22 protein-coding genes are annotated in these 22653 nt (G+C 62.9%); 8 read left to right on the top strand and 14 right to left on the bottom strand.

The features are described from left to right. Positions 1–34: 34 nt before the first annotated feature. From KFF05_02940 to KFF05_02930, 3 genes are all read right to left on the bottom strand, one after another. Positions 35–1264 (bottom strand): EAL domain-containing protein, encoded by a 1230-nt coding sequence (locus KFF05_02940; protein ID UTW52350.1) that lies wholly within the window; start codon positions 1262–1264, stop codon positions 35–37. A 127-nt stretch (positions 1265–1391) separates the two neighbouring features. Beyond that, positions 1392–2858 (bottom strand): HAMP domain-containing protein, encoded by a 1467-nt coding sequence (locus tag KFF05_02935; protein UTW52349.1) that lies wholly within the window; start codon positions 2856–2858, stop codon positions 1392–1394. Beyond that, complete coding sequence (locus KFF05_02930; GenBank protein UTW52348.1) at positions 2855–3580, bottom strand: response regulator; 726 nt, start codon at positions 3578–3580, stop codon at positions 2855–2857. Before KFF05_02930 ends, KFF05_02935 begins: the two co-directional genes overlap by 4 nt. A 189-nt stretch (positions 3581–3769) precedes the next feature. Between KFF05_02930 and KFF05_02925 the strand changes: the two genes are divergently transcribed. After that, entirely contained in the window at positions 3770–4285 is a 516-nt protein-coding gene (locus tag KFF05_02925) for a hypothetical protein (GenBank protein UTW52347.1), read from the top strand. A gap of 83 nt (positions 4286–4368) precedes the next feature. Here the strand turns inward: KFF05_02925 and dtd are convergent, their stop codons facing one another. Beyond that, the gene (gene dtd, locus KFF05_02920; GenBank protein UTW52346.1) at positions 4369–4824 is read right to left on the bottom strand and encodes a D-tyrosyl-tRNA(Tyr) deacylase; all 456 of its coding nucleotides are present in this window, start codon (positions 4822–4824) and stop codon (positions 4369–4371) included. Between the two features lie 131 nt (positions 4825–4955). Here dtd and fsa point away from each other — a divergent pair, with 131 nt between their 5' ends. Beyond that, on the top strand, positions 4956–5609 hold the full coding sequence (gene fsa / locus KFF05_02915; protein UTW52345.1) for a fructose-6-phosphate aldolase: 654 nt from the start codon (positions 4956–4958) through the stop codon (positions 5607–5609). A 25-nt stretch (positions 5610–5634) separates the two neighbouring features. Here the strand turns inward: fsa and KFF05_02910 are convergent, their stop codons facing one another. Beyond that, positions 5635–6159 carry a hypothetical protein gene (locus tag KFF05_02910; GenBank protein ID UTW52344.1) on the bottom strand — a complete coding sequence of 175 codons (525 nt, stop codon included), beginning with the start codon at positions 6157–6159 and terminating at the stop codon, positions 5635–5637. Between the two features lie 210 nt (positions 6160–6369). On the opposite strand from KFF05_02910, the gene KFF05_02905 reads away from it, so the two are divergent. Next, positions 6370–7566, top strand: a complete 1197-nt coding sequence (locus KFF05_02905; GenBank protein UTW52343.1) for an extracellular solute-binding protein — start codon at positions 6370–6372, stop codon at positions 7564–7566. A 54-nt stretch (positions 7567–7620) separates the two neighbouring features. On the opposite strand, the gene KFF05_02900 is transcribed toward KFF05_02905, so the two are convergent. After that, positions 7621–8931, bottom strand: coding sequence for an aspartate aminotransferase family protein (locus KFF05_02900; protein UTW52342.1), 1311 nt, complete (start codon positions 8929–8931; stop codon positions 7621–7623). A gap of 206 nt (positions 8932–9137) precedes the next feature. Here KFF05_02900 and KFF05_02895 point away from each other — a divergent pair, with 206 nt between their 5' ends. From KFF05_02895 to KFF05_02885, 3 genes are all read left to right on the top strand, one after another. Then, positions 9138–10616, top strand: coding sequence for a PLP-dependent aminotransferase family protein (locus KFF05_02895; protein UTW52341.1), 1479 nt, complete (start codon positions 9138–9140; stop codon positions 10614–10616). Positions 10617–10917: 301 nt separating this feature from the next. Then, positions 10918–12699 carry a sulfoacetaldehyde acetyltransferase gene (xsc, locus tag KFF05_02890; protein ID UTW52340.1) on the top strand — a complete coding sequence of 594 codons (1782 nt, stop codon included), beginning with the start codon at positions 10918–10920 and terminating at the stop codon, positions 12697–12699. Positions 12700–12815: 116 nt separating this feature from the next. After that, complete coding sequence (locus tag KFF05_02885; protein UTW52339.1) at positions 12816–13757, top strand: bifunctional enoyl-CoA hydratase/phosphate acetyltransferase; 942 nt, start codon at positions 12816–12818, stop codon at positions 13755–13757. On the opposite strand, the gene KFF05_02880 is transcribed toward KFF05_02885, so the two are convergent. Together KFF05_02880 and KFF05_02875 are read right to left on the bottom strand one after the other, a co-directional pair. Next, positions 13741–14817 (bottom strand): hypothetical protein, encoded by a 1077-nt coding sequence (locus KFF05_02880; protein UTW52338.1) that lies wholly within the window; start codon positions 14815–14817, stop codon positions 13741–13743. The two genes, KFF05_02885 and KFF05_02880, sit on opposite strands and share 17 nt — an antisense overlap. Positions 14818–14923: 106 nt before the next feature. After that, on the bottom strand, positions 14924–15712 hold the full coding sequence (locus KFF05_02875; GenBank protein UTW52337.1) for a hypothetical protein: 789 nt from the start codon (positions 15710–15712) through the stop codon (positions 14924–14926). A 134-nt stretch (positions 15713–15846) separates the two neighbouring features. Between KFF05_02875 and KFF05_02870 the strand changes: the two genes are divergently transcribed. After that, positions 15847–16602: a phage Gp37/Gp68 family protein gene (locus KFF05_02870; GenBank protein ID UTW52336.1), complete on the top strand. Its 756-nt coding sequence runs from the start codon at positions 15847–15849 to the stop codon at positions 16600–16602. Positions 16603–16685: 83 nt separating this feature from the next. After that, positions 16686–17951 carry a three-Cys-motif partner protein TcmP gene (locus KFF05_02865; protein ID UTW52335.1) on the top strand — a complete coding sequence of 422 codons (1266 nt, stop codon included), beginning with the start codon at positions 16686–16688 and terminating at the stop codon, positions 17949–17951. A gap of 4 nt (positions 17952–17955) precedes the next feature. Here KFF05_02865 and KFF05_02860 read toward each other — a convergent pair whose 3' ends face one another. The 6 genes from KFF05_02860 to KFF05_02835 are packed head-to-tail and all read right to left on the bottom strand — an operon-like array spanning position 17956 to position 22651. Beyond that, positions 17956–19695 carry an FAD-binding protein gene (locus KFF05_02860; protein UTW53558.1) on the bottom strand — a complete coding sequence of 580 codons (1740 nt, stop codon included), beginning with the start codon at positions 19693–19695 and terminating at the stop codon, positions 17956–17958. An 8-nt stretch (positions 19696–19703) separates the two neighbouring features. Continuing rightward, positions 19704–20315: a fumarate hydratase C-terminal domain-containing protein gene (locus tag KFF05_02855; GenBank protein UTW52334.1), complete on the bottom strand. Its 612-nt coding sequence runs from the start codon at positions 20313–20315 to the stop codon at positions 19704–19706. Positions 20316–20330: 15 nt separating this feature from the next. Continuing rightward, positions 20331–21206, bottom strand: a complete 876-nt coding sequence (locus KFF05_02850) for a fumarate hydratase (protein ID UTW52333.1) — start codon at positions 21204–21206, stop codon at positions 20331–20333. A gap of 12 nt (positions 21207–21218) precedes the next feature. After that, complete coding sequence (locus tag KFF05_02845) at positions 21219–21947, bottom strand: sulfite exporter TauE/SafE family protein (GenBank protein UTW52332.1); 729 nt, start codon at positions 21945–21947, stop codon at positions 21219–21221. A 10-nt stretch (positions 21948–21957) separates the two neighbouring features. After that, positions 21958–22296 carry a succinate dehydrogenase, cytochrome b556 subunit gene (sdhC, locus tag KFF05_02840; GenBank protein UTW52331.1) on the bottom strand — a complete coding sequence of 113 codons (339 nt, stop codon included), beginning with the start codon at positions 22294–22296 and terminating at the stop codon, positions 21958–21960. A 4-nt stretch (positions 22297–22300) separates the two neighbouring features. Then, entirely contained in the window at positions 22301–22651 is a 351-nt protein-coding gene (locus KFF05_02835; GenBank protein ID UTW52330.1) for a succinate dehydrogenase, read from the bottom strand. Positions 22652–22653 lie beyond the last annotated feature (2 nt).

Here is a 22653-nt window from a genome sequence, read left to right as displayed (position 1 = left end):
GTGCGTATCCGTTTCTCTATCCGGCGGGACCGCGTTAGCCGCGGCCCTTTGCGGCCGTTCCCCCGGCCAGAAGTTTGTCCACGTGATAGCCCTGAAACATATTGATGCCAAGGCTCTGGCCGATGGTGATGGCCTGTTCGTCATCGACATGCGCCAGCACCATGACCGTACCGCCTTCCTGCATGGTTCGGATATCGTCCTTGGCCTGGAGGTAGGAGTCCTCGGCGTCGCCCCGCCACATGACCTTAGCCATCTTGACCTTCAGGCGGTGCAGATTGACCACGCCTAAGGTTTCCGGCTGCACATTGTCGATGGCGACGGTGCCGCCGCGCTTATGAATCAAGTCACACGCAGTCTGGAATTGGCTGAAATGCTGGAACATGTTGTCCTGGCGGAATTCGATGATCACACCGGCCAGCCCCGCATCGCCGCCTTCGTTCAGGAAATGGTCGAAGGCATTGGTGAACACGGTTTCCACGTTCATGTTCAGCGACGTCTTGCTTCTGTCGTTGGTCACGGCGCCGATGCAGTACAGCAGCGCCTGATCGAAAGTCAGGGTCAGCTGGTTGAATACGTTGCCGGTGCCGCGGATATCGACCCCGCGCAGGATCGACTGCTTCAGCAGATCAACCCCAACATAATATTCGGTCATCACCGGCTGGGCTGTTTTGCCCGGTACGATCCGGGCCGCTGTCTGCGAGCGGATATAGCGCTTGCCGAATTCCCGCGGGCCCAGTTTGCGCAGCGCGTCGCGCAGTTTCTGGATGTCCTGCATGTTGAGCGGCCGTTCGCCGCTTTCGTCGCCGGCCGTCTCGCGGCGGCGGTCGCCATAGGCATCCAGAAACCGCTTGGCCGCGTCCAGGCGCGCGCCAAGGTCGATGGGCCGGATCAGACGGGCCTGATCGATCTTGGAGAAATGTTCCGGCAGGTGCTGCTGGATGACTCGCATGATGTCGACCTTGAGGTCCATCATCGCTTCCATGCGGTTGAATTCAGCAAGCTTGATCAGGATCGCGGTGTCCAGATCTGACAGCTTGTACACTTGCCCGCCACGGGAATGGACGAAGGTAAGGAAGGCTCCCTCGAGCGCCTGCTGCACCCCGGCCTGCTGATCGGGCATGCCGAGCGTGGTGAAGGACACCAGCAGTAGGTGATTGAGGTCGGACTCGGCCGCTGACCAATGGTCCAGCGTCTCCATCAGATCGTGAATGGTGCCGATCTCGCCGCCCGGTTCGCCGTTTGCGCCCGCATTCAGGGTTTCCACGATCTGCCTCCTCTGCGGGCAGCTGCCGGTCCCCGTCCGGCAGCGCCGAGCGGCAGTATAGCCTTAAAATAAAACCCTTTGCCAACAAGGCTTTAGTTATAGTCGCCCAGCCTGTTGTCCTGGGCCTTTAATCGCCGTCATTTGGCAGCGGCAGGGACACGGTCACCCGCAGTCCCCGGGGCGTCAGATTTTCCAGGCGAATGTCGCCGCCATGGGCCCGCACGATGTTGCGGGTGATCGCCAAACCCAGCCCAACCCCGCCCGTTTCATGGCTGCGCGAGGTTTCCAGCCGGGTAAAGGGTTCGAACACGCTGTCGTGGTCGGCTTCGGGAATACCGGGGCCGTCGTCCTCGACCGTGATCAGGATTTCATTGTTTTCAAGACGTGCCGCCAGGCGCGCACGGCCGCCGTAATGAACGGCGTTCTGGGCCAAATTGCGAATGGCCCGCTTGATCGCCGTCGGCTGACAGATCATGACGGCCGGCCCCGCCGGTGTGAACGTGACGTCCAGGCCCATGTCGCCCAGTTCCTGGGCGACGTCGGCGCAAAGTGCCGCGATGTCCGTGGCTTCCGACTGACCACCCGCCTGTTCGTCGCGGGCGAAGGCAAGCGTGGCTTCGGTGATGCGTTCCATCTCGTCCAGGATGTTCAGGATCTTCTGCTTGTTTTCCGCGTCATCGGTGATGAATTCGGCGCGCAGGCGCAGCGACGTCAGCGGGGTGCGCAGATCGTGGCTGATGGCGGCCAGCATGCGCGTGCGATCGGCGACGAAGCGGTGCAGGCGTTCCTGCATAGTGTTGAAGGCGGCGGTCGTACGGCGGATTTCGCCGGGCCCCCGGGGTGTCAGCGGCGGCGGCACGTCGCCGCGGCCAAGCGCATCGGCGGCAGCGGTCAGTTCGCGCAGCGGACGGGTCAGGCGTCGCACGATCAGGAAACTGACGGCGGATACCGCCAGCACCATCAGCGCCATGGCGATCAAGGCGCGGATGCCCCACACGCGCGGCGGCGGGGCTGCCCATTCCCCGTTCAGCCATTCACCGCCGCCCAACGACACGGACAGCGCCAGGCCCACGGGGCGATGGGGCGGGGCGCCCGCATCCACCGCAGGCGACCCGGCGGCTTTGGCGTCCTCTCCATGCCACTTACGGTGCAGTCGGTGAATGAACGGGGGCATGGACAGCAGCCGGTGGTCGTCATGATCGGCCACCATAATGAGAATCCGCCGCCGGTCATCGTCGCCCAGGCGATCTGACAGGGAGCGGACATAATCATTGTCGACCACCTCCGCCCGATCCGCCGGCACCGCATTGGTCGGCGCGATCCAGAACCGCACACGGGTCGAGGTCGCCGCCGTCAGGATCGTCTCGGTCAGGGCCGCGTCGCGTTGCGTCCCCAGGCGGTCAAGCATCTTTACCAGCGAAGCCGCGCGCTGCATCACCTGTTCGCGCCGCGCGTTGGCAATGTCCTCGCGACGTTCCGACGTGAACACGACGAAACTGACGACCTGGGCGACGGTGATCGCGACCAGCAACGACGCAATCAACTGCGCCGCCAGGGACCGCGGCCAGGGCAATCTGAACGACGGCGCCGTCATGGCCGGATGACCTCCACAGGGGCGGCAAAGCTGTAACCGCCGCCCCAATGGGTCTTGATGTATTCGGGATTGCGCGCGTCGCGTTCAACCTTCTTGCGCAGGCGGCTGACCTGATTGTCGATGGCACGGTCGAACAACTGCGCCGTGCGCCCGCGGGTCAGGTCCAACAGCTGGTCGCGGTTCAGAACCCGGCCCGGGTGGCGCACGAACACGCCCAACAAAAGACTTTCCCCCGTCGACAGGGTGATGGGCTCGCCGCCCGGGCCGCTCAGCACCTGGGCGCCCGGATCGAAGGTCCAGGGACCGAAGCGATAGCAGGTGCCGGGGGGCTCGGCCTCGACCGGCGGCATGGCGGTGGCGCGGCGCAACACGGCCTTGATGCGGGCCAGCAGTTCACGCGGATTGAACGGCTTGGTCACGTAATCGTCGGCCCCCATTTCCAGGCCGATGATGCGGTCCGTATCGTCGGCCATGGCGGTCAACAGGATCACCGGCAGAGATGTGGTGGCGCGCAGGTGACGGCACAGCGACAGGCCGTCCTCGCCCGGCATCATGATGTCCAGAACCACCAGGTCGATGGCGCTGGTGTCCAGCACCTGACGCGCCGATTGGGCACGGTCGGCCGTGGTCACCCGATAGCCGTGCTCTTTCAGATAGCGCGCCAGGGCGTCCCGGATGTCCGGGTGGTCGTCGACGACCAGGATGTGTTCGCTGTCAGCCATGGTTTCATTCTTTCCTGGACGCCACTATGCCAAAGGCCCGCGGGGCGGCGGGCAAAAATTTGTAACCAACTGTGTCATGTCGGCGGGGCGCCACGTTTTGCGACAATAGCCGCGTTTTCCGCCATATTTGAGCGACGTTTGCGGGGTCTCTTGGGGGGCATCGAAAGCCACGAAACAAGGAGACAACCGATGGCACGCACCCACCGTATGAAGACCCGCACCAAGATCATCCTCGGCGCCCTGGCCGTCGCCACGGCCATTGGCGGGACCGCCGTCGCGGTCCAGGCCGAAGCCCGTGGCCCCCACGGCAAGCCCGGCGACCGGGCGGAATGGCTGTTCGAACGCTATGACGCCAACAACGACGGCAAGATCACCAAGGACGAGATCACGGCCGCCCGCAAGGCGTCCATCACCAAGTACGACGCCAACAAGGATGGCCAGTTGTCGCTGGACGAATTCCAGGGCCTGTTCAACGAGATCATGCGCCAGCGCATGGTCCGCATGTTCCAGAATCTTGATCGTGACGGCGACGCCAAGGTTTCGGAAGCCGAGATCGCCCGCCGGGTCGACCGCATGATGGCGCACCTCGACCGTAACGACGACGGCGAGATCGAACGCAGCGAACTGAAGCGCAAGCACAAGCATAAGGGTCATGACCGTGACCACGACCGCGACGAACGCGGACATCACGGCGAGCGCAAGTAACCCTCCCCCGCCGCCGCCCGCCCCAGCGGCGGCACCACGGAAACGCCGCGTCCCTGCAAAAGGGCGCGGCGTTTTCTTTGTGCCTAGTCGGAATCCATCCAGATCGTGAACGGCCCGTCGTTGGTCAGGGTCACCCGCATGTGCGACCGGAACTGCCCCGTCACCACTTCCACGCCCTCGGCCTTGAGATTCTCCACGAAGGCAAGGTAGAGGCGTTCCGCCGTCTCCGGGTCGGCGGCGCCAGAAAATCCGGGACGATTGCCCCGCTTCCAATCGGCGGCCAGGGTGAACTGGCTGACCACCAGGGCCTGACCGCCCACGTCCTGGATGGACAGGTTGGTCTTGCCCTCGGCATCCTCGAACATCCGCATGTTGGCGATCTTGCGCGCGAAAAACTGCGCCGTCTCATCCGTATCCTTCGGTTCGGCGCAGACCAGGACCACCAGACCAGGACCGATCGTGGCCAGCGGCGTTTCCGCCCCCGCATCATCGACCAGGGAAACCCCGGCCGCCGTCACCCGTTGCAGCAATGCCCGCATGTGCGCCTCCATTTCCTGCTGCGAACTATGAGGCGGTGAATTTCCATGGGCAAGCGGCAGGCGGTTGATTTCCCTCGGGCCAGCGGGTTAAGTGGGCCCGATAACGACACCATCGGTTGGGAGCCGGCCTTATGAAATTCTTCGTCGATACGGCGGACGTCGCCGAAATCAAGCGCCTGAACGACACCGGCCTGGTGGACGGCGTGACCACCAACCCGTCCCTGATCGCCAAATCGGGGCGCGACTTCATCGACGTGATCAAGGAAATCTGCGCCTTGGTCGACGGCCCCGTATCGGCCGAGGTCACGGCGACGGATGCCGCCGGCATGATCGAAGAAGGCCGCAAGCTGGCCAAGGTCGCGAAGAACGTGGCGGTCAAGGTGCCCTTGACCGAAGCCGGGCTGGTCGCCTGCAAAACCTTGAGCGAGGCCGGCACGCCGGTCAACGTGACCCTGTGCTTTTCCCCGGCGCAGGCACTGTTAGCGGCCAAGGCGGGGGCGGCCTTCATTTCGCCCTTCGTCGGCCGGCTTGACGACATCGGCCAGGACGGCATGAGCCTGATCGGCGAGATCGCCGAAATTTATTCCAACTACGACTTCCAGACGGAAATCCTGGTCGCCTCCGTACGTTCGCCGCAGCACGTGGTCGACGCCGCGCGCATCGGCGCCGACGTCTGCACCCTGCCGCCGGGGGTGATCTGGCAGTTGTTCAAGCATCCGCTGACGGATAAGGGCTTGGAAGCCTTCCTCAAGGACTGGGAAAAGACCGGCCAGTCCATTCTTTGATCCGGACGCCCGGGGTCGGCGCCCGTCAGCCGTTGGCGGATATCCTTGCGTCGCCGCCGGCGTTTAGCGCCCGGCGATAGATATCGGCCCAGGTTTTCCGGTCTTCCACGTAGTTCGAATAAGACACGACCCTGTCGATGGCCCTGCCGTCTTCGGACATGGGGACGCGCACCGCAACCTGGATGTCCGTCTTCCAGGGGTTATAGGGCGTGAGCGTATGAACGAAGACCAGCGGCCGGCGCGCCGCCACCACCATCTCGTATTGACGCTGGCCAATGCGGGCCATGGCCGAGGCCGCAATTTCGGAAACCTTCCGACCGGTCATATCGACGCCCTTTAAGGCCGTATGGCCGGTTCCCCAGAACCGATAGGTGAACGACCCATCCGCCCCGTTGATATCGACCACGGCCATGTAGGGAATGACGTCGGTCGGCAATACGTGGAGCTTGAAATCCGACCAACGGGGCAACGCCCGGCCGGCCTGCAGGGCACGGCAATGATTAAGGAACGCCACCGATTTGGCCGACCGCACGTCTTGCGGCTCGACCACGGCGAAAACACTTTCCCCGTCTGCCAAAGAATCATCCACGGTATTTCGGCCTCAAACGCACGCATATGCCCATATGATGATCTCATACTACCCGCCCTGCCTTGCAGGCCCCTGACGACTGGCACCGTGAATAATAAAAACTGGTGCTGGCAATGACTTCATAGGCGGGGATAATGGAACATTGATCCATCAGTATTGAGATCGCCGTCCATGGGCCGTAAGCCCCAACAAAAAACATCCGATTCCGCTGGCACCTTTGCCGGAGAGACCGCGCGCCTGGCGCGCGCCTTCACGCGACGTACGTTGCTGGGCAATGGCGCGGCGCTTGCCGCCGGGGGCATTGGCATGGCGTTGGCGCCGATGCTGATCCGGCCCGCCAACGCCAAGGGCGAAACGGTCAACGTTCTGACCTGGACCGGCTACGTCCCCGCCCGCTTCGCCAAGACCTTCAAGAAGAAAACGGGCATCACCGCCAACATCACCACCGTCGGCTCCAACGAGGAAATGCTGACCCAGGTCACCGCGACCCATGGCCGCGCCTGGGACGTGATTTCCCCCTCCGCCCATCGCAAGAGCCAGTGGCTGGCCCTCAACATGACCCAGGCCTGGGACATGAAGAAGATCCCGAACCTGGCCAACGTGCAGCCTGCGTTCCTGAAAATTTCCGAAAGCTGGTCCTGGAACAAGGGCCAGCATCATCTGCCCCATATCTGGGGGACGGAAGGCATCGCTTGGCGCACGGACCGCTTCATGGGCGTCTACGGCAACCTGTCCCTGGCCGACCTGTGGCTGCCGGAAATGAAGGGGCTGATCCAAGGTCGAGCCCATTCGCTGATGTCCGGGATCGGGCGCATGCTGGCCGAACAGGGGAAACTGCCCCCGCTGCAGGACGCCTACAAGGACGAAGGCACCATGCGCAGCATCTGGGGCGACATCCTTAAATTCGCCATCGCGCACAAGCCCTGGCTACGCGCCCTGTGGCATGATCACGAAAGCCAGAAGACCAACTTCACCCGCAACGGCGTGGTGATCGGCCAGACCTGGGACGGCCCGGCCATCGAACTGACCAAGGCCGGCCAGCCGATCGCCTACATGGCGCCGAAGGAAGGGGCCTTTGCCTGGATGGACGGGCTGTCGCTGACGGCGGCGGCCAAGAACGTCGACGCCGCCCATGCCTTTGTCGACGCACTCTACACCGCCCGCGCCGGCGCGCAGATGAGCAATGCCTCGGGCTACAACTCCGTGGTCCAGGGGGTCGAAGGCCTGCTGACCAAGAAGGCCCGTCAGGCGTTTCAGGACGCCTACCCTGGGGACGCGCTGGAGAAGTTGTGGTGGTGGCCGGACGAACCCGTGTGGTTCGCGGGCCTGCGCAACGCCTACCGCGACCGCTACCTGGCGGCGAAATAATAAAGCCGGGACCGCCCAGCGGCCCCGGCCTTTAATTCACCAACCCGACCCTAATCAGATTTCTTCGAGCGCTTCCCGAAGCAGGCCGATCATCGCGTCGATGTCCGCCTCACTCGCGACGAAGGCCGGCGCCACGACGCCGCAGTCGCCCGTGAATTTCACGTGCAGACCGCGCCAGAACAGGTCTTTCTGGAATTGGGTGCCGAGCGCCCCCGGATTGCCCTTGGGCTTCAGTTCGATGGCGCCCATCATGCCGTAGCCGCGGATGTCGGCCAGACAGTCAAGCCCTTCGAGGGAATACAGCGCGTTCTGGAAATAATCGACCATGCCGGCCGCCTTCTCGAAGGTGTTGTCGGCTTCGTAGATCTTCTGCACGGCGACGCCGGCGGCGCAGGCTGCCGGATGCGACGAATAAGTATAGCCGTGGAACAGCTCGATCGCGTTCTCGGGCGCCGCGTTGATGATGGTCTCGTAGATCTCGTCCTTCACGGCGATGGCGCCCATGGGCTGACAGCCGTTGGTGATCGCTTTGGCCATGGTCATCAGGTCCGGCGTGACGCCGAAGGCCTGGGCCGCGAAGGGCGCACCCGTGCGGCCGAAACCGGTGATGACCTCGTCGAACACCAGCAGGATGCCGTGGGCGTCGCAGATTTCGCGCAGCCGTTCCAGGTATCCCTTGGGCGGCACCAGGCAGCCCGTGGACCCGGCGATGGGTTCAACGAAGCAGGCGGCGATGGTCGACCCACCGACGTTTTCGCAGATGCGCTGCAGGTCGTCGGCAAGGTCGGCGCCGGTTTCCGGCTGGCCCCGGGTGAAGGCCTGCTTGGGGTCCCAGGTATGGCGCATGTGCACGACGCCCGGCATGGTGCCGGAAAACGTCTCGCGGTTCTTGACCATACCCGACAAGGACGTGCCGCCGATGTTGACGCCGTGGTAGGCGCGCTCGCGGCTGACGAAACGGGTGCGGTGGCCCTGGCCTTTGACGCGGTGATAGGCCATGGCGATCTTCAGCGCCGTGTCGATGGCTTCCGAGCCCGAGTTGGCGAAGAAGATATGGTTCATGGGCTCGGGCGTGATGCGGGCGACCCGCTGGGCCAGATCGAAAGCCCCCGGATGGCCAAGCTGGAACGGCGGGGTGTAGTCGTTTTCCAACAGCTGCTCGTAAACCGCCTGGGCGATTTCCTTGCGGCCATGGCCGAGCGGGCAGCAGAACAGACCCGACGAGCCGTCGAGAATCTTACCCCCCTTGTGATCGTAGTAATGCACCCCTTCGCCGCGCACGACGATGCGCGGACTTTTCTTGAAGTCCCGATTGCCGGTGAAGGGCATCCAGTTCTCTTCAAGGGAATTGGTATTGTATTCCATGGTCGATCCTCCTCGGGGGCGCCGCAGGTCGGTTCCTGGCGGCGGAAATGCCGTGCGGCCCATCGGAATTCTTCGGGAATTCTCTGAACCGTCGGGGTTGTCAGTTGATTGGCGCCATCGTAATCTGCGCCTCTGGCACCATGTTAGAGCCAGACTCGGCGATTCCCTGGACCACTTTTCGCACTTGTGCAGACCAACGGAGCAACATGCGCGACGGCATATTTCACCTGGACCGGCGGCCCAACATTTCGATCCAAGGCCAGATCCGCGAGATGCTGGTCTCGGCCATCCTCGGCCGCCAGTTGCCGGCCGGCGACCCTCTGCCGTCGTCACGTAAATTGGCGAAAAGCCTGGGCGTATCGCGCAATACGGTGGTCCTGGCCTATCAGGGACTGGTCGACGACGGTTATCTGGAATCCCGCGAACGGTCCGGCTTCTACGTCACCGACGACATCATGGAGGGTCGCGCCGACGAACCCGCGGCCCTGCCGCCCACGCCTGACCCACGGCCCAGCAATGGCCCCGATTGGGCCGCGCGGTTCCAGGTCCATCCATCCGATCAAGCCAATATCGAAAAGCCGGGCAACTGGCTGACCTATCCCTATCCGTTCATTTACGGCCAGGTGGACCAATCCCTGTTTCCCATCGCGCAGTGGCGGGAATGCTCGCGCCAGGCGCTCGGCCGCAAGGGCATGGACGTGTGGACCGGCGACGCCCTCGCCGCCGACGATCCCATGCTGGTGGAACAGATTCAGACGCGCCTGCTGCCGCGCCGGGGCATTCTGGCCCGCGACGATGAAATCCTGGTGACGTTGGGCGCGCAAAACGCGCTCTATATCCTGGCCGCCCTTTTGGTCCGCGAAGACACCCGCGTCGCCATCGAAGATCCGGGGTATCCCGACGTGCGAAACATCTTCGGGCTGAAGACCGACCACATCCTGCCGGTCCCGGTCGACGCCCACGGCCTGCCCGTGGACAAACAGTTGGACGGCGCCGACATCGTGTTCGTGACGCCGTCGCATCAGGCCCCGACCACGGTCACCATGCCCAAGGCCCGGCGTCAGGGCCTGCTGACCCGCGCCGGAGAAAAGGACTTCGTGATCATCGAAGACGATTACGAATGGGAAACCAATTACGTGTCCGAGCCGACGCCGGCCCTGAAATCCATGGATACGGCCGGTCGGGTGATCTACGTGGGATCGCTGTCCAAGACCCTGTTCCCCGGCCTACGCCTGGGCTATCTGGTCGGCCCGGCGCCGCTGATCAAGGAAGCCCGCGCCTTGCGCCGGCTGATGCTGCGCCACGCGCCCAACAACAACCAGCGCACGGCGGCATTGTTCCTCGCCCTCGGCCATCACGACAGCTTGGTCCACAAGCTGCAGAAGGCTTACCGCGAACGCTGGAAGATCATGGGCCGGGCACTCGCCGACCACCTGCCCGGCTGGTCCAAGGCGCCGACCTTCGGGGGCACCAGCTACTGGGTCAGCGGGCCAACCGGCTTCGACGCCGGAAAGCTGGCCGACCGCGCCCTCGACGACGGTGTCATCATCGAACCGGGCCGCGTCACCTTCGCCCAACCCAGCCCGCCCCGGAATCATTTCCGCCTGGGATTTTCGTCAATCGCGGCGGAACGGATCGAGCCGGGCATCCGCCTTTTGGCCGATATCGTGAAGCGGGATTTTTGAGCCAAGAGCACCAACCAGATTCACCTCAAAAAAGGCATTAAATAAAAAATCGGGACAATTAAGTGTCTATAATGACGTTCTGGCGCGTGAAAAATCCCCCATCTGGCCCTATCCTCTGGCCTTCCGAAGGCCTACCTACAACAGCATGGAATGCGGTGATGACCGCCGCGCCGAATATGGGCCAATGGACGTGCCCGGCGCTGCGCGCCAACCGCGTCAAGGGTGCTATAACGTACGGAACAACACTCCATGCCGGCCCCAAGCGGCGGTCGGCCAAACTGCTTACGGGAGGATCCCAAGCATGACCAAAATGAACACGGAAGAGGCCTTCGTTAAGGTCCTCCAGATGCACGGCATCGAACATGCCTTCGGCATCATCGGGTCGGCCATGATGCCGATCTCGGACCTGTTCCCCAAGGCGGGGATCACCTTCTGGGACTGTGCCCATGAATGCAACGCCGGCATGATGGCCGACGGCTTCACGCGCTCTTCCGGCAAGATGGCCATGTGCGTGGCCCAGAACGGCCCCGGCATCACCAACTTCGTGACGCCGGTCAAGACCGCCTACTGGAACCACACCCCGATGCTGCTGGTCACGCCGCAGGCGGCCAACAAGACCATCGGCCAGGGCGGGTTCCAGGAAATCCCGCAGATGGCCCTGTTCGAAGACATGGTCTGCTACCAGGAAGAAGTCCGCGACCCGACCCGCATCGCCGAGGTCCTGAACCGCGTGATCACCGAAGCCTGGCGCGGCTCCGGCCCGGCGCAGATCAACGTGCCGCGTGATTTCTGGACCCAGATCGTCGACATCGACCTGCCGCAGGTCATCAACATCGAACGCCCGTCGGGCGGCAAGCAGGCCATCGCCGACGCCGCCAAGATGCTGTCGACCGCCAAATTCCCGGTCATCCTGAACGGTGCCGGCGTGGTGCTGTCGGGCGGCATCGAGGCATCGAAGGCCCTGGCCGAACGCCTGTCCGCGCCGGTGTGCTGCGGCTATCAGCACAACGACGCCTTCCCGGGCTCGCATCCGCTGTTCGCCGGCCCCTTGGGCTACAACGGCTCCAAGGCCGGCATGGAACTGATCTCCAAGGCCGACGTGGTGCTGGCGCTGGGCACCCGGTTGAACCCGTTCTCGACCCTGCCCGGCTACGGCATGGATTACTGGCCGAAGAACGCCAAGATCATCCAGGTCGACATCAAGGCCGAACGCATCGGCCTGACCAAGAAGGTCGACGTGGCCATCCAGGGCGATGCCAAGCAGGTCGCCGAACAGATCCTGGCCGGGCTGGCCCCGACCGCCGGCGACGCCGGCCGCAAGGAGCGCGAAGACCTGATCTCGACCACCAAGTCGCGCTGGCTGCAGACCCTGTCGTCCATGGACCACGAAGACGATGATCCGGGCACGACCTGGAACGAGCGCGCCCGCAACAAGCATCCGGAGCGCATGTCGCCGCGCATGGCCTGGCGCGCCATTCAGGCCGCCCTGCCGCGGGACGCCATCATCTCGTCCGACATCGGCAACAACTGCGCCATCGGCAACGCCTATCCGACCTTCGAGCAGGGCCGCAAGTACCTGGCCCCGGGCCTGTTCGGCCCCTGCGGTTACGGTTTCCCGTCGATCATGGGCGCCAAGATCGCCTGCCCGGACACGCCCGTCGTAGGCTTCGCCGGTGACGGCGCCTTCGGCATCTCCGCCAACGAGATGACCGCCGTCGGTCGCGACGAATGGCCGGCCATCACCATGGTCATCTTCCGCAACTACCAGTGGGGTGCCGAAAAGCGCAACACGACCCTGTGGTATCAGGACAACTTCGTCGGCACGGAACTGGACCTCGACGTCCAGTACGCCAAGATCGCCGATGCCTGCGGCCTCAAGGGCGTGCAAGTCACGACCATGCAGGAACTGACCGAGGCCCTGGACGCCGCCGTCAAGGCGCAGATGGAAAACAAGCAAACGACATTCATCGAGGTCATCCTGAACCAGGAACTGGGCGAGCCCTTCCGCCGCGACGCCATGAAGGCGCCGGTCGAGGTCGCGGGGATCAATCCCGGCGACATGCGCCCGCAGAAAGGGGCCTAAGCGCCCTTGCAAGAGGCCGGGAGGCCGCGGCAACCACCGCCCGTCTCCCGGCCCTCCCCTTTTTCACGGGCGCCCCTCTGTTGCGGGCGCCCCTTTTTTTAGGTGTATGCTGAACCATGCTGAGCACCACGCCGTTCGAAGTTCCCCAATACCTGCTTGACCGCGCCCGTGGTCTTCCCCGCGTGCCCATGGCCGTGGCCGGGGCCGACAACATGGTGGTCATGGAAAGTGCGCGTCAGGCGACGGATGCCGGCCTGATCACGCCGGTTCTGGTCGGTGACCGGGACGAGATCGAAAGCCTGGCCGAGACCATGGCCTGGGACATATCCGGTTTCCGCATCGTCGAAACCGGGGAAGAGGACGAGACCGCCGCCGCGCGCATGGCCGTGGCCCTGGCCCGCGACGGTGAGGTTCAGGCCCTGATGAAAGGCCATGTCCATACCGACGCCCTGATGGCCGCCGTGGTCGCGCGGGAAACCGGGCTGCGCACGGGACGGCGTCTCAGCCACGTGTTCCACATGACCGTCCCGGGGTCGGACCGCGTGTTGATGATCACCGACGGGGCCGTCAACGTCGCGCCCAGCGAAAATACCCTGATGGATATCGTCAACAACGCGGTCAGCCTGGCCCATGCGCTCGGAAATGCGGAACCCAAGGTCGCCATCCTGTCCGGCACGGAAAGTGCGCTGCCGGCCATGCCGTCGAGCATGCAGGCCAAGGCCATTGTCGAGCGCGCCCGCGCCGGCGAGGTTTTGGGCGCCATCGTCGACGGGCCCTTCGCCTTCGACAACGCCATTTCGCCCGAGGCGGCGAAGTTCAAGGGCATCGACAGCCCCGTCGCCGGCAATGCCGACATCCTGGTCGTGCCCAATATCGAAACGGGCAACGGGCTGTTCAAGATGATGGTCTATTTCATGAGCGGCCTGGCTGCGGGCGTCGTGCTGGGCGCCAAGGTGCCGATCGTGCTGACGTCGCGCGCCGATCCGCCCGAAGCCCGCTTCGCCGCCACCGCCATCGCCGCCATCGCGGCCGCCCGGGGGACTAACGGTCCAGCTTGAGGCGGCGCACCATGGCCTTCGGCGCCTGGGCGCAATCGTGGCGGGCAAAGACATTGCGGCCGGGATCGCGGATCAGGATCATGCGTTCCACCAAAGGCCGCCCCAATTCACGATTAACCTTGCCGGTCAGTGTCCGGGCCATCCGTTCCAAATCGAAATCGCTGTAGTCCGATCCGGCCAGGCCCGCGTCGGACAACGCGATATTGACCAGGTGATAGATCACCGGCGCGATGTCGCAGATATCCTCCACCACGTTCCGTTCGGCCATGATGGCAACGGGCAGGACGGTCGCCGCTGTCCCCCGCTTGCCGACGAACGGCCGAGGGATCGGCACGTGCTTGAACAGGATCGTCGGCGGCGGCGTGTCTTCCACCGGAGGAGCGGCCCGTCGCTGCGTCGGCAGGGCGGCGGCAATGCCGGACATCGGACCGGACTTAGGCTCTGCGGCCTTGTGAACAGTGTCGACCGGCGCGCCCACCGGGGGAATGACGACGACGCCCTCTTGCGGGGGCGGGGCGTCCGCGACCGCGACCGCGGCGGCGGCTTCGGGCTCAGGAGAGATGTCGGCGTTTTCCGCGGGTTCCGTGCTGAGGTCGTTCAGGGAGATGTACAGATAGCCTGCCAGGGCCAGCATCGCGACCGTGGCCCCGATCAGATACTTGGGGTCCTTGAACGCCAGATAGGCCAGACGCTTCACACCGCTGCCGGATTCCTTGGCGCGGCGGTCGGCGTCGTCGGCGTGTTTGCGCGCCAGGAACTCCTGCGCCTTGCGAATGCGCAGGTCCTTGATGGAGCGCAGCAATGCCACGGCGTCGTCCGTTGGGGTACCGCCGCCGGCGTTGGCGAACATACGTTCGATCTCGCCTTCGACCCGGGTGATTTCCAACTCGTCCCCCTTGCGGGTGAACAGCTGACGGGTCACGGCCTCCAGGCAGCTTTTCAGCGCCGTCGCGTTGGGCGCGCTGGCGATCACGGCGATCAGGCCCTCGTTCGGGTCCTCGAACACCTTTTCCCAATCGGTCACGCCCGACGGCGTTTGCGGAAACGCGGGTTTACTCATGCCTGATCCATGCCCTGTTGCGGGGCGCGGGGCTGTGCCCGTCATCACAATATATATAAAAAAGTGCAGATAAATTTCCGGACAACCGCCCGGCAGCATCCGTGCCCTAGCGCAGGGGCGTGATCGTCGGCGTCGGCGGCTCGGTCTCGGGCTCGCCCAGTATCTTCGCAACGTCTTGCTTCATCAGGATGCGCGACCAGGTGCGGATGTCGTGAATTTCGGCCGCCGGGATGATCCAGTCGGCGGGGTTTTCCACCGGCGGCGGGAGCAAACGAAAGGTCTTGCCGGGGCCGCCCGTGCCCTCGACGGGGATCAGCTTTCCATCCCGGGCCCGTTCCGCCCCCGCCTTGCCGCGCAGGCAGGCAGCAAGCAGGCCATCGTCCGTGTCCTCGTGCCGATCAAGCCAGGTGAAGGCATGCTTGGCGGCATAGCGGGTCAGTTCCTCGTGCCGGCCCATTTCCCGGCGCAGGTCGGCGAAGGCGCCATCGGCCCAGATCAGCTGTTCCTTGGCGCTGTCGTCGCGGCAGCGGCGCAGTTGGCGGATCTGGCGTTCACGGGCGGCGATGTACCAATAGGCGGCCTTCAGCTCGTTTCCGCCCTGCTCCAGCTTGCGCGCCGAGGCGTAAATCCACAGCGGCGGGAAATAATGGGCCTGCGGCTCGAACCAGCGGCGGTAATCGTCGATCAGCTTGGGCGGAACCTGGGCTATCCAGCGTTCGCCTTCGGACCACTGACCCGTTTCCCGCGCCTTGTCGATCTGGAAGGTATAGACGTCGAGCGGATCGGCCGCCGCCTTGACGAACGGATCGGTCACGCGCCGCGCTTCCGTCAGCTGCAGACAGCCGGCGAGCAAGACCACGGCGGCGAGCGCCAAGATGGTGCGGGTTCGAATCATGACGGAATCCTAGGGGGTTAAAAGAACCTCGGAAAGGCTTTCGTGAGTAACTAACTCTTAGGTCTTGGGGATTAATTTCTACGATAGAGAGTAATCTTGAAATTGTTCCTATTTTGTTCTATCTTGGATGCATCATGACTCAGGAATCGCAGATCGAATGGACCAACCTGACGTGGAACCCGGTGACGGGCTGCACGAAGATCAGTGCGGGCTGCGACAACTGCTATGCAGAGCGTTTCGCGGAGCGGTTCCGGGGCGTGCCGGGCCATCCGTATGAGGAAGGCTTCGACCTGACCCTGCGCCCGCATCGCCTGAACCAACCCCTCACCATCCGCACCCCGAAGATGATCTTCGTGAACTCCATGAGCGACCTGTTCCACAAGAACGTGCCGTTCGCCTATGTGGACAAGGTCTTCGACACCATGGAGCAGGCCCGCTGGCACACCTTCCAGGTGCTGACCAAACGGTCGTCGCGCATGCGCGATTACGTGAATCGGCGCTACGGCGACGGCGCGGCTCCCTTGCACATTTGGCTCGGCACCTCGGTCGAGGACGGGTCCAAGAAATCCCGCATCAAGCATATCCGTGACATGCAGGCCGGCACGCGTTTCCTTTCCGTCGAACCCTTGATCGGCCCCATCGGCAAGGTCGACCTTACCGGCATCCATTGGGTGATCGTCGGCGGCGAAAGCGGCCCCGGTTTCCGCGAGATGAAGGAAGAATGGGCGACCGAAGTCCGCGACCAATGCATCGCCCAGAAAATTCCGTTCTTCTTCAAACAATGGGGCGGCTTCCGGCCCAAGACTGGCGGGCGCGAATTAGAAGGACAGTTGTGGGACGGGTTTCCTGCTAGTAGAGCGGCACAAACGGCAGGTGTCGCCGCAGAATAATTTCACTAAAAAATTTTGCCCCCAAAAACTACTATAGGATTTAATTAGAACTAATTTAGAACTGATAGAGAGCGATCGATCGAATGGCAAAGCCGAAGAATTTTCTCTGGACGCCTGGTGATCCACCACCTCTCATCGAGCCTCACAGTCTTGCTAAACTCGACGTTCTTCACGGGTACCTCTCTCGATACATCGAAACTCTTGGCATCTTGGTGAAGATGCCAGTATTGCGGCTCGATGTTGTCGACGGTTTTGCTGGAGGCGGACAATTCACGGACAAACAAGGAAATGTCCGCTTTGGATCCCCTCTTACGTTTCTACGTTCGATTGAAGCTGCACGGATTGCGGTCGGGGAAAAGCGCGGCAGGCCCCTAGATATTGAAGCTCGTTATTTCTTTGTAGACTCCGACAAACACGCCATCGAATACCTAAGACAAACCTTGATCGATCAAGGATTTAAAGACGCGATCGGGGTATCGATTTATTTGATCAACGCGGAATTTTCATCGGTTTACGAAAAGATCGTCGGTCAAATTTCTGCTCGAAGCGGCCGTGCGAAAGCCATTTTCCTTCTCGATCAATTTGGATACTCGGATGTTCCATTAGATTCGATTGCGAACATTCTTCGGAAGCTACCTCGGTCAGAGATAATTCTGAACTTCGCCACAGACTCACTTTTGGCATACTTGAATGACTCCACAGAGTTCAGACAGGCACTTCACAAAGCGGGAATTTCAGAATCTATCCTTGAAGACGATCAAATCGTGGGGAAGCAAAAGGGGTGGCGCTTCCTCGCTGAACGAGAACTGTCAGCCGCGATCAAACACGCCACCGGCTCTAAATTCTACACACCTTTTTATATTGTCTCTGAAGAAAGCCACCGAGCCTATTGGTTAGTGCACCTTTGCATGCATCCAAAGGCACACGACGAAATGATTAAGACGCACTGGGATGTTGGAAATCTGTTCAGACACTACGGTGGACCCGGCACTAAAATGCATATGTGGGGCTACAACGCGAGAAACGATCCCGGTCTTTCAGGAATATTGGACTTTGGGTTTGACGACATAGACAAAAATGAATGCATTAAGGCCTTACAGGCCGAATTGCCCGATCTAATATATAGTCAAGAAGAAGGCACCACTTTTAAAAATTTAGCCAATTCGATCTCAAACAATACGGTTGCATGGCAAGACCTGATCAAGGAGCAACTTGGATTTCTTCAATCCGAAGGCGAGTTAGAAATCATCACGCCGAACGGAAATCAAAGGGAGGCTGCTGGCCGTATATCTGATGGTGACATTCTCCGCCGCAAACGCCAAACCGTGTTTCCTTTTATGAAACGTTAGCCCCCTACTCCGCCGCCGTCTCGTCCAACAACGTCTCCCCCGGTTTCACGCGGGTGAATTTCACAGGCTCCGTCGTCATGTTGATCTCGCCGTGGCCGTCCAGGGTGACGCGGGTGAAGCGGGAATTTTCCACATCACGCACGTCCGGATAGTCGGCACGGTAATGTGCGCCGCGCGAGTCGTCGCGCGCCGTGGCCGCCGCCGTGATCGCCTTGGACACCAGGATCAGGTTCTTCAGGTTCAGCCAGTCATGCCAGGTCAGGTTATAGGCCAGGTCCGTGCCGGTGACGCCGGTGCGGTCCAGGTCAGCCTCCAGGGTTTCCAATCCGGATTCGGCCCGCTTCAATGAGTCGAGATCACGGATGATGCCGGCGTCTTCCCACATCAGGTCGTAGAGCCGCTTGCGGATGCCGTCGATGCCGCCGGCCGAATTGTCGGCGGGCTGGGTCAGCGGCCGTCCGGCGCGCATCACCGCGTCTTCCAGTGCAGCCGGATCCGGTTCGGCAAGCCGGCCGTGGTCCGGCGTCCACTGGGCGATGGTGTCGCCGGCGATGCCGCCGAACACCGTGGAATTGGCGACCCCGTTGCCGCCCAGGCGGTTGGCGCCGTGCACGCCGCCCGTATCCTCACCGGCGGCGAACAGACCGGGGATGGCGGTGGAGCAATCGGCCTCGAACTCGGCCCCGCCCATCATGTAATGGGCCGTCGGCACGACCTCGACCAGCCCGGCGGCAAGATCGAAGCCGCAATCGGCGCAGCGTTCCACCATGCCCTTGAAGTTCTTGCGCACCTGGGCCGTATCCAGATGCTTCATGGTGATGTAGAGCCCGCCGTTGGCCGCCACATTACCCGCGCGCATTTCCGTGAACATGGCGCGAGACACGATGTCGCGGGTCGCGCGTTCCTTGCGCTCATCATACTTGTGCATGAAGCGCTGTTCGTCGCCGCCCAGAAGGTAGCCGCCGAAACCGCGCAGGCCTTCCTCGATGATCGTGCCGGTCATGCGCGTGTCCGACCCGGCGATCAGGCCCGTGGGGTGGAACTGCACCATTTCCATGTCGCGCATGCCGAGGCCTGCGCGCAGGGCCATGGCCATGCCGTCGCAGGATTTGTCGCCCGACGGCGTGTGGTACTTGTACATGGTCGGCCCGCCGCCGGTGGCCAGCAGCACGGCCTTGGCCTGGACGAAGCGGAACTGGCCCGTGCGCATGTCGATGAACAGCACGCCGGAAATGCGTGATCCGTCCGCCGACTTGATCAGCTCGATGGCGCGGTGGTCTTCCAGCTTGTCGACATCGCGCGCCCAGGTCTGTTCCATCAGGCGGTTGATGATCTCGATCCCGGTCAGATCGCCCTTGTGGACCGTGCGGTCGAAGGTCTGCCCGGCGAAGGCTTTTTGGTGGATGCTGCCGTCCGGGTTGCGGTCGAAATAACAGCCGAGTTCGTTTTCCAGTTCGCGGATGCGGACCTGGGCCTGGGTCACCAGGGTCCAGGCAAGCTCCTGGTTGTTGAGCCATTTGCCGCCTTCGACCGTGTCCATGAAATGGCGTTCTGCGCTGTCGCCGGGGGCCAGGGCCACGTTGTAGCCGCCCTGAACCATGCGGGTGCAGCCGGTCTTGCCGAGCAGGCCCTTGACCGCCACGGTTACCTTCAACTGCGGCGCCAGGTCCTTGGCGTGCAGGGCCGCGAACAGCCCGGCCCCGCCGGAGCCCAGAATCAGAACGTCGGTCTGCTGTGTGTCGATGTCGGGCTTCACGAGGAAACTCCCATGCTGGCCAGCGCTTCGGCGCGGCGGTCTTCGGCGGTTTTCTTGACCCCGTCATAGAGCGAGCCGCCGTGGGCATCCATGGCGACCAGCAGCGGGCCGAAGTGATTGATCTTGAATTCCCACAGACATTCGGGATTGAGGTCTTCCAGGTCCACATCCGTGATCTGCTCGATCCAGGTGGTCTCCAGCGCCGCCGTGCCGCCGATGATGGCCAGGTACACGCCGCCGAATTCCTTGAACGCGGCGCGGCTGTCCTCACCCAGACCGCCCTTGCCGATCACCATGCGCACGCCGTATTCCTGCATCAGCGGCCGGGTGAACCGCTCCATGCGCTGCGACGTCGTGGTGCCGATGCACACACTCTCATAACCCGCCGGGCAGAAATTGGATTTCGGCACCTTCTTCACGTTGGGGGCCGTGTGAATCACCGCATGGCCGTTCAGATCGAACCGGGACTTGCGGCCCTTATCGAACATGTGGATCTGCGTCGCATCGCGGATGCCGTACAGCCAGTCCTCCAGGATCACCGTATCACCCGCTTTCAATTCGCCGATCTGTTCCTCGGTGCAGGGCATGTGGATCGTGTGTTCGGTCATGGTCTCAATCCTCCCCTAGAAGCCGATCTCGACGCCCTTGGGCGTAAAGGTCGCCCGGGCGCGGCGCGCCGAATGGCACATGATGTTGACGGCGACCGGGTTCATGGTGATGTGGGTGGCGGCGGTTTCGACATGCACGGCGAAGGCAGTGGAATCACCGCCCAAGCCCTGCGGGCCGATGCCCAGCATGTTGACGGCGGCGCTCAGTTCCTTTTCCAACTTCGCCCCTTCCGGGTCCTCGCAGACGGAACCCAAGGGCCGGGCCCCGGCTTTCTTGGCCAGCTTGGTGCAGAGGTCCGACGTGCCGCCGACGCCGACGCCGACGATGGTCGGTGGGCAGACGCGCCCGCCCACTTCCATCACCTTGTCGACGACGAAGGTCTTGATGCCGGCCACGCCCTCGGCCGGAATGCACATCTTCAGGAAACTGCCGTTCTCCGAGCCGGACCCCTTGGGGATCATTTCCATCTCGAAGAACTCGTCCTTGTCGGAAAAGTCGATGGTAATGACCGGCACCTTGATGCCGCAGGAGGTCTGTTCGTTGACCCGGGTGATCGGATGGACGACGGAAGAGCGCAGCGGGTGTTCGGTGGTGGCCCGCTCACAGCCTTTGCGGATCGCCTCCTTCAAGGCGTGGCCGTCGACCTCGACCCCGCGCCCGATCAGGATGTTGTAGATCGGGATGCCGGTGTCCTGACACAAAAGGTTGGTCGTGTCCTCGGCCACGTCGATGTTCTTAATCATGGTCGCCAGGATCGACTTGGCCGTCGGATCCGTCTCCGTCGCGTCCAGGCGCTTGAAGCCGTCCTTGATGTCCGGCGGCAGAATCTTCAGCGCCTGGATATAGAGGTGTTTGGCCGTTTCCTCGACGGCGGCGAGATCGAGTTTCATGTTAGTTGCCTCCTAGACAATCAACGTCACCCCGGCGCCGGCCAGGATGGCCAGGACGATGCACCGGAAGCGTTCTTCGTTCAAACGGGTGTAGCAGCCGATGCCGATCAGGCCGCCCAGGGCCATGGCCGGAAGGGCCCAAAGGTAGTTATGCGCCAGCTGCGGCGTGATCAGGCCCGCATAGGCCATGGCGGCCAGGGACAGGCTGTGCATGATCAGGATAAACGGCTGGGTCACGCCGCGGGCCTGGTCGCGGGGCCAGCCGCGCAGGCCGCTCCACACCGCGGGCACGATGCCGGACAAGCCCGCCATACCGCCCAGCACCCCGCCGATGCCCCCCGCCGCCGCGTCCATCCCGCGCCCGCCGCGGGTGATGGTCGGCGGGTTGGCGAAAACCAGCAAGCCACCGCCGTAAAGCACAAGCAAGGCACCGACCGCGATCTTGAATGGTTCCGCCGGCAGATGTTGCAGCAGCCAGGTGCCGATCGGCACGCCGATCACGCCCAGGGACAGGAACGGCAGCAGCCGCGAGAAATCCAACCGGCTGCGCAGGCGGATCAACAGGAACACATGCAGGGTGATGCCGGTCAGGATGATCAGGGGGGCCGCCTCGACCGGCGGCAGGACATGCAGCCAGAACGCCGCCGACACCAAGGCGTCGCCGAACCCGGACGATCCCGCGACAAAGGCCGCCAGGAACGCCCCGAGCACCACGATCAGTTCGGGCGACAGCTCGGTCATGGTGATCCGATCATCCCGCATTGAGAAAGAACAGCAGCCCGGCCGCGAGCGACAGCCCGCCGGTGATGGCGACCACGGATTTCTGCCAATTACGCCAGGCCAGGAATTCAATGGCCAGGATGCGGAGACCGCCGGTCATATGGGCCGCCAGCAGGACCACCAGCCCGGTTTCCAGAAGCTTAACCAAGGGCGCCTCGGTCCAGCTGAGGAACATGTCGAGGGTCGCGGCCTGTTCAACGGCCAGGGCCAGGACATAAAAATGCGCCGGCAGGAACAGCAACAGGGCAAGTCCGGAAACCCGGTGCAGGACGAAGGCCCAGTAGTTGGCGTGATTGCGATGCGTCTTCATGGCGTTATGCCCCCAATCCGTAAAGCCCGATCACGGCACGGAACCCCATGACCAGGATCAGGACACAGACGGCAGCCATGATCCAATGGGTCTGTCGGCGCCCGAGGGATGTATATTCCCGCAGGATGTTGCGCAGCCCCGTCGGCGCATGCAGCGCCACGGCGATCACGAATAAGGAATAGAACATCAACCAAGGTACGGAGCCGCCGACCCGGGCGACGATTTCCTTGGACGTGACCCCGCCCTGCACGGCGATGACGATGACGGCCAGATGCACGATGACGCAGACCGCCAGCACCATGGCGGAGACCCGCTGCATCAGCCATTCCAGAGTTTCGGCGCGTTCGGGAGTCATGG

It is taken from the genome of bacterium SCSIO 12827 (assembly GCA_024397995.1).
Classification (GTDB): domain Bacteria; phylum Pseudomonadota; class Alphaproteobacteria; order Rhodospirillales; family Casp-alpha2; genus UBA1479.
This window is presented reverse-complemented; position numbering and strand designations above follow the sequence as displayed.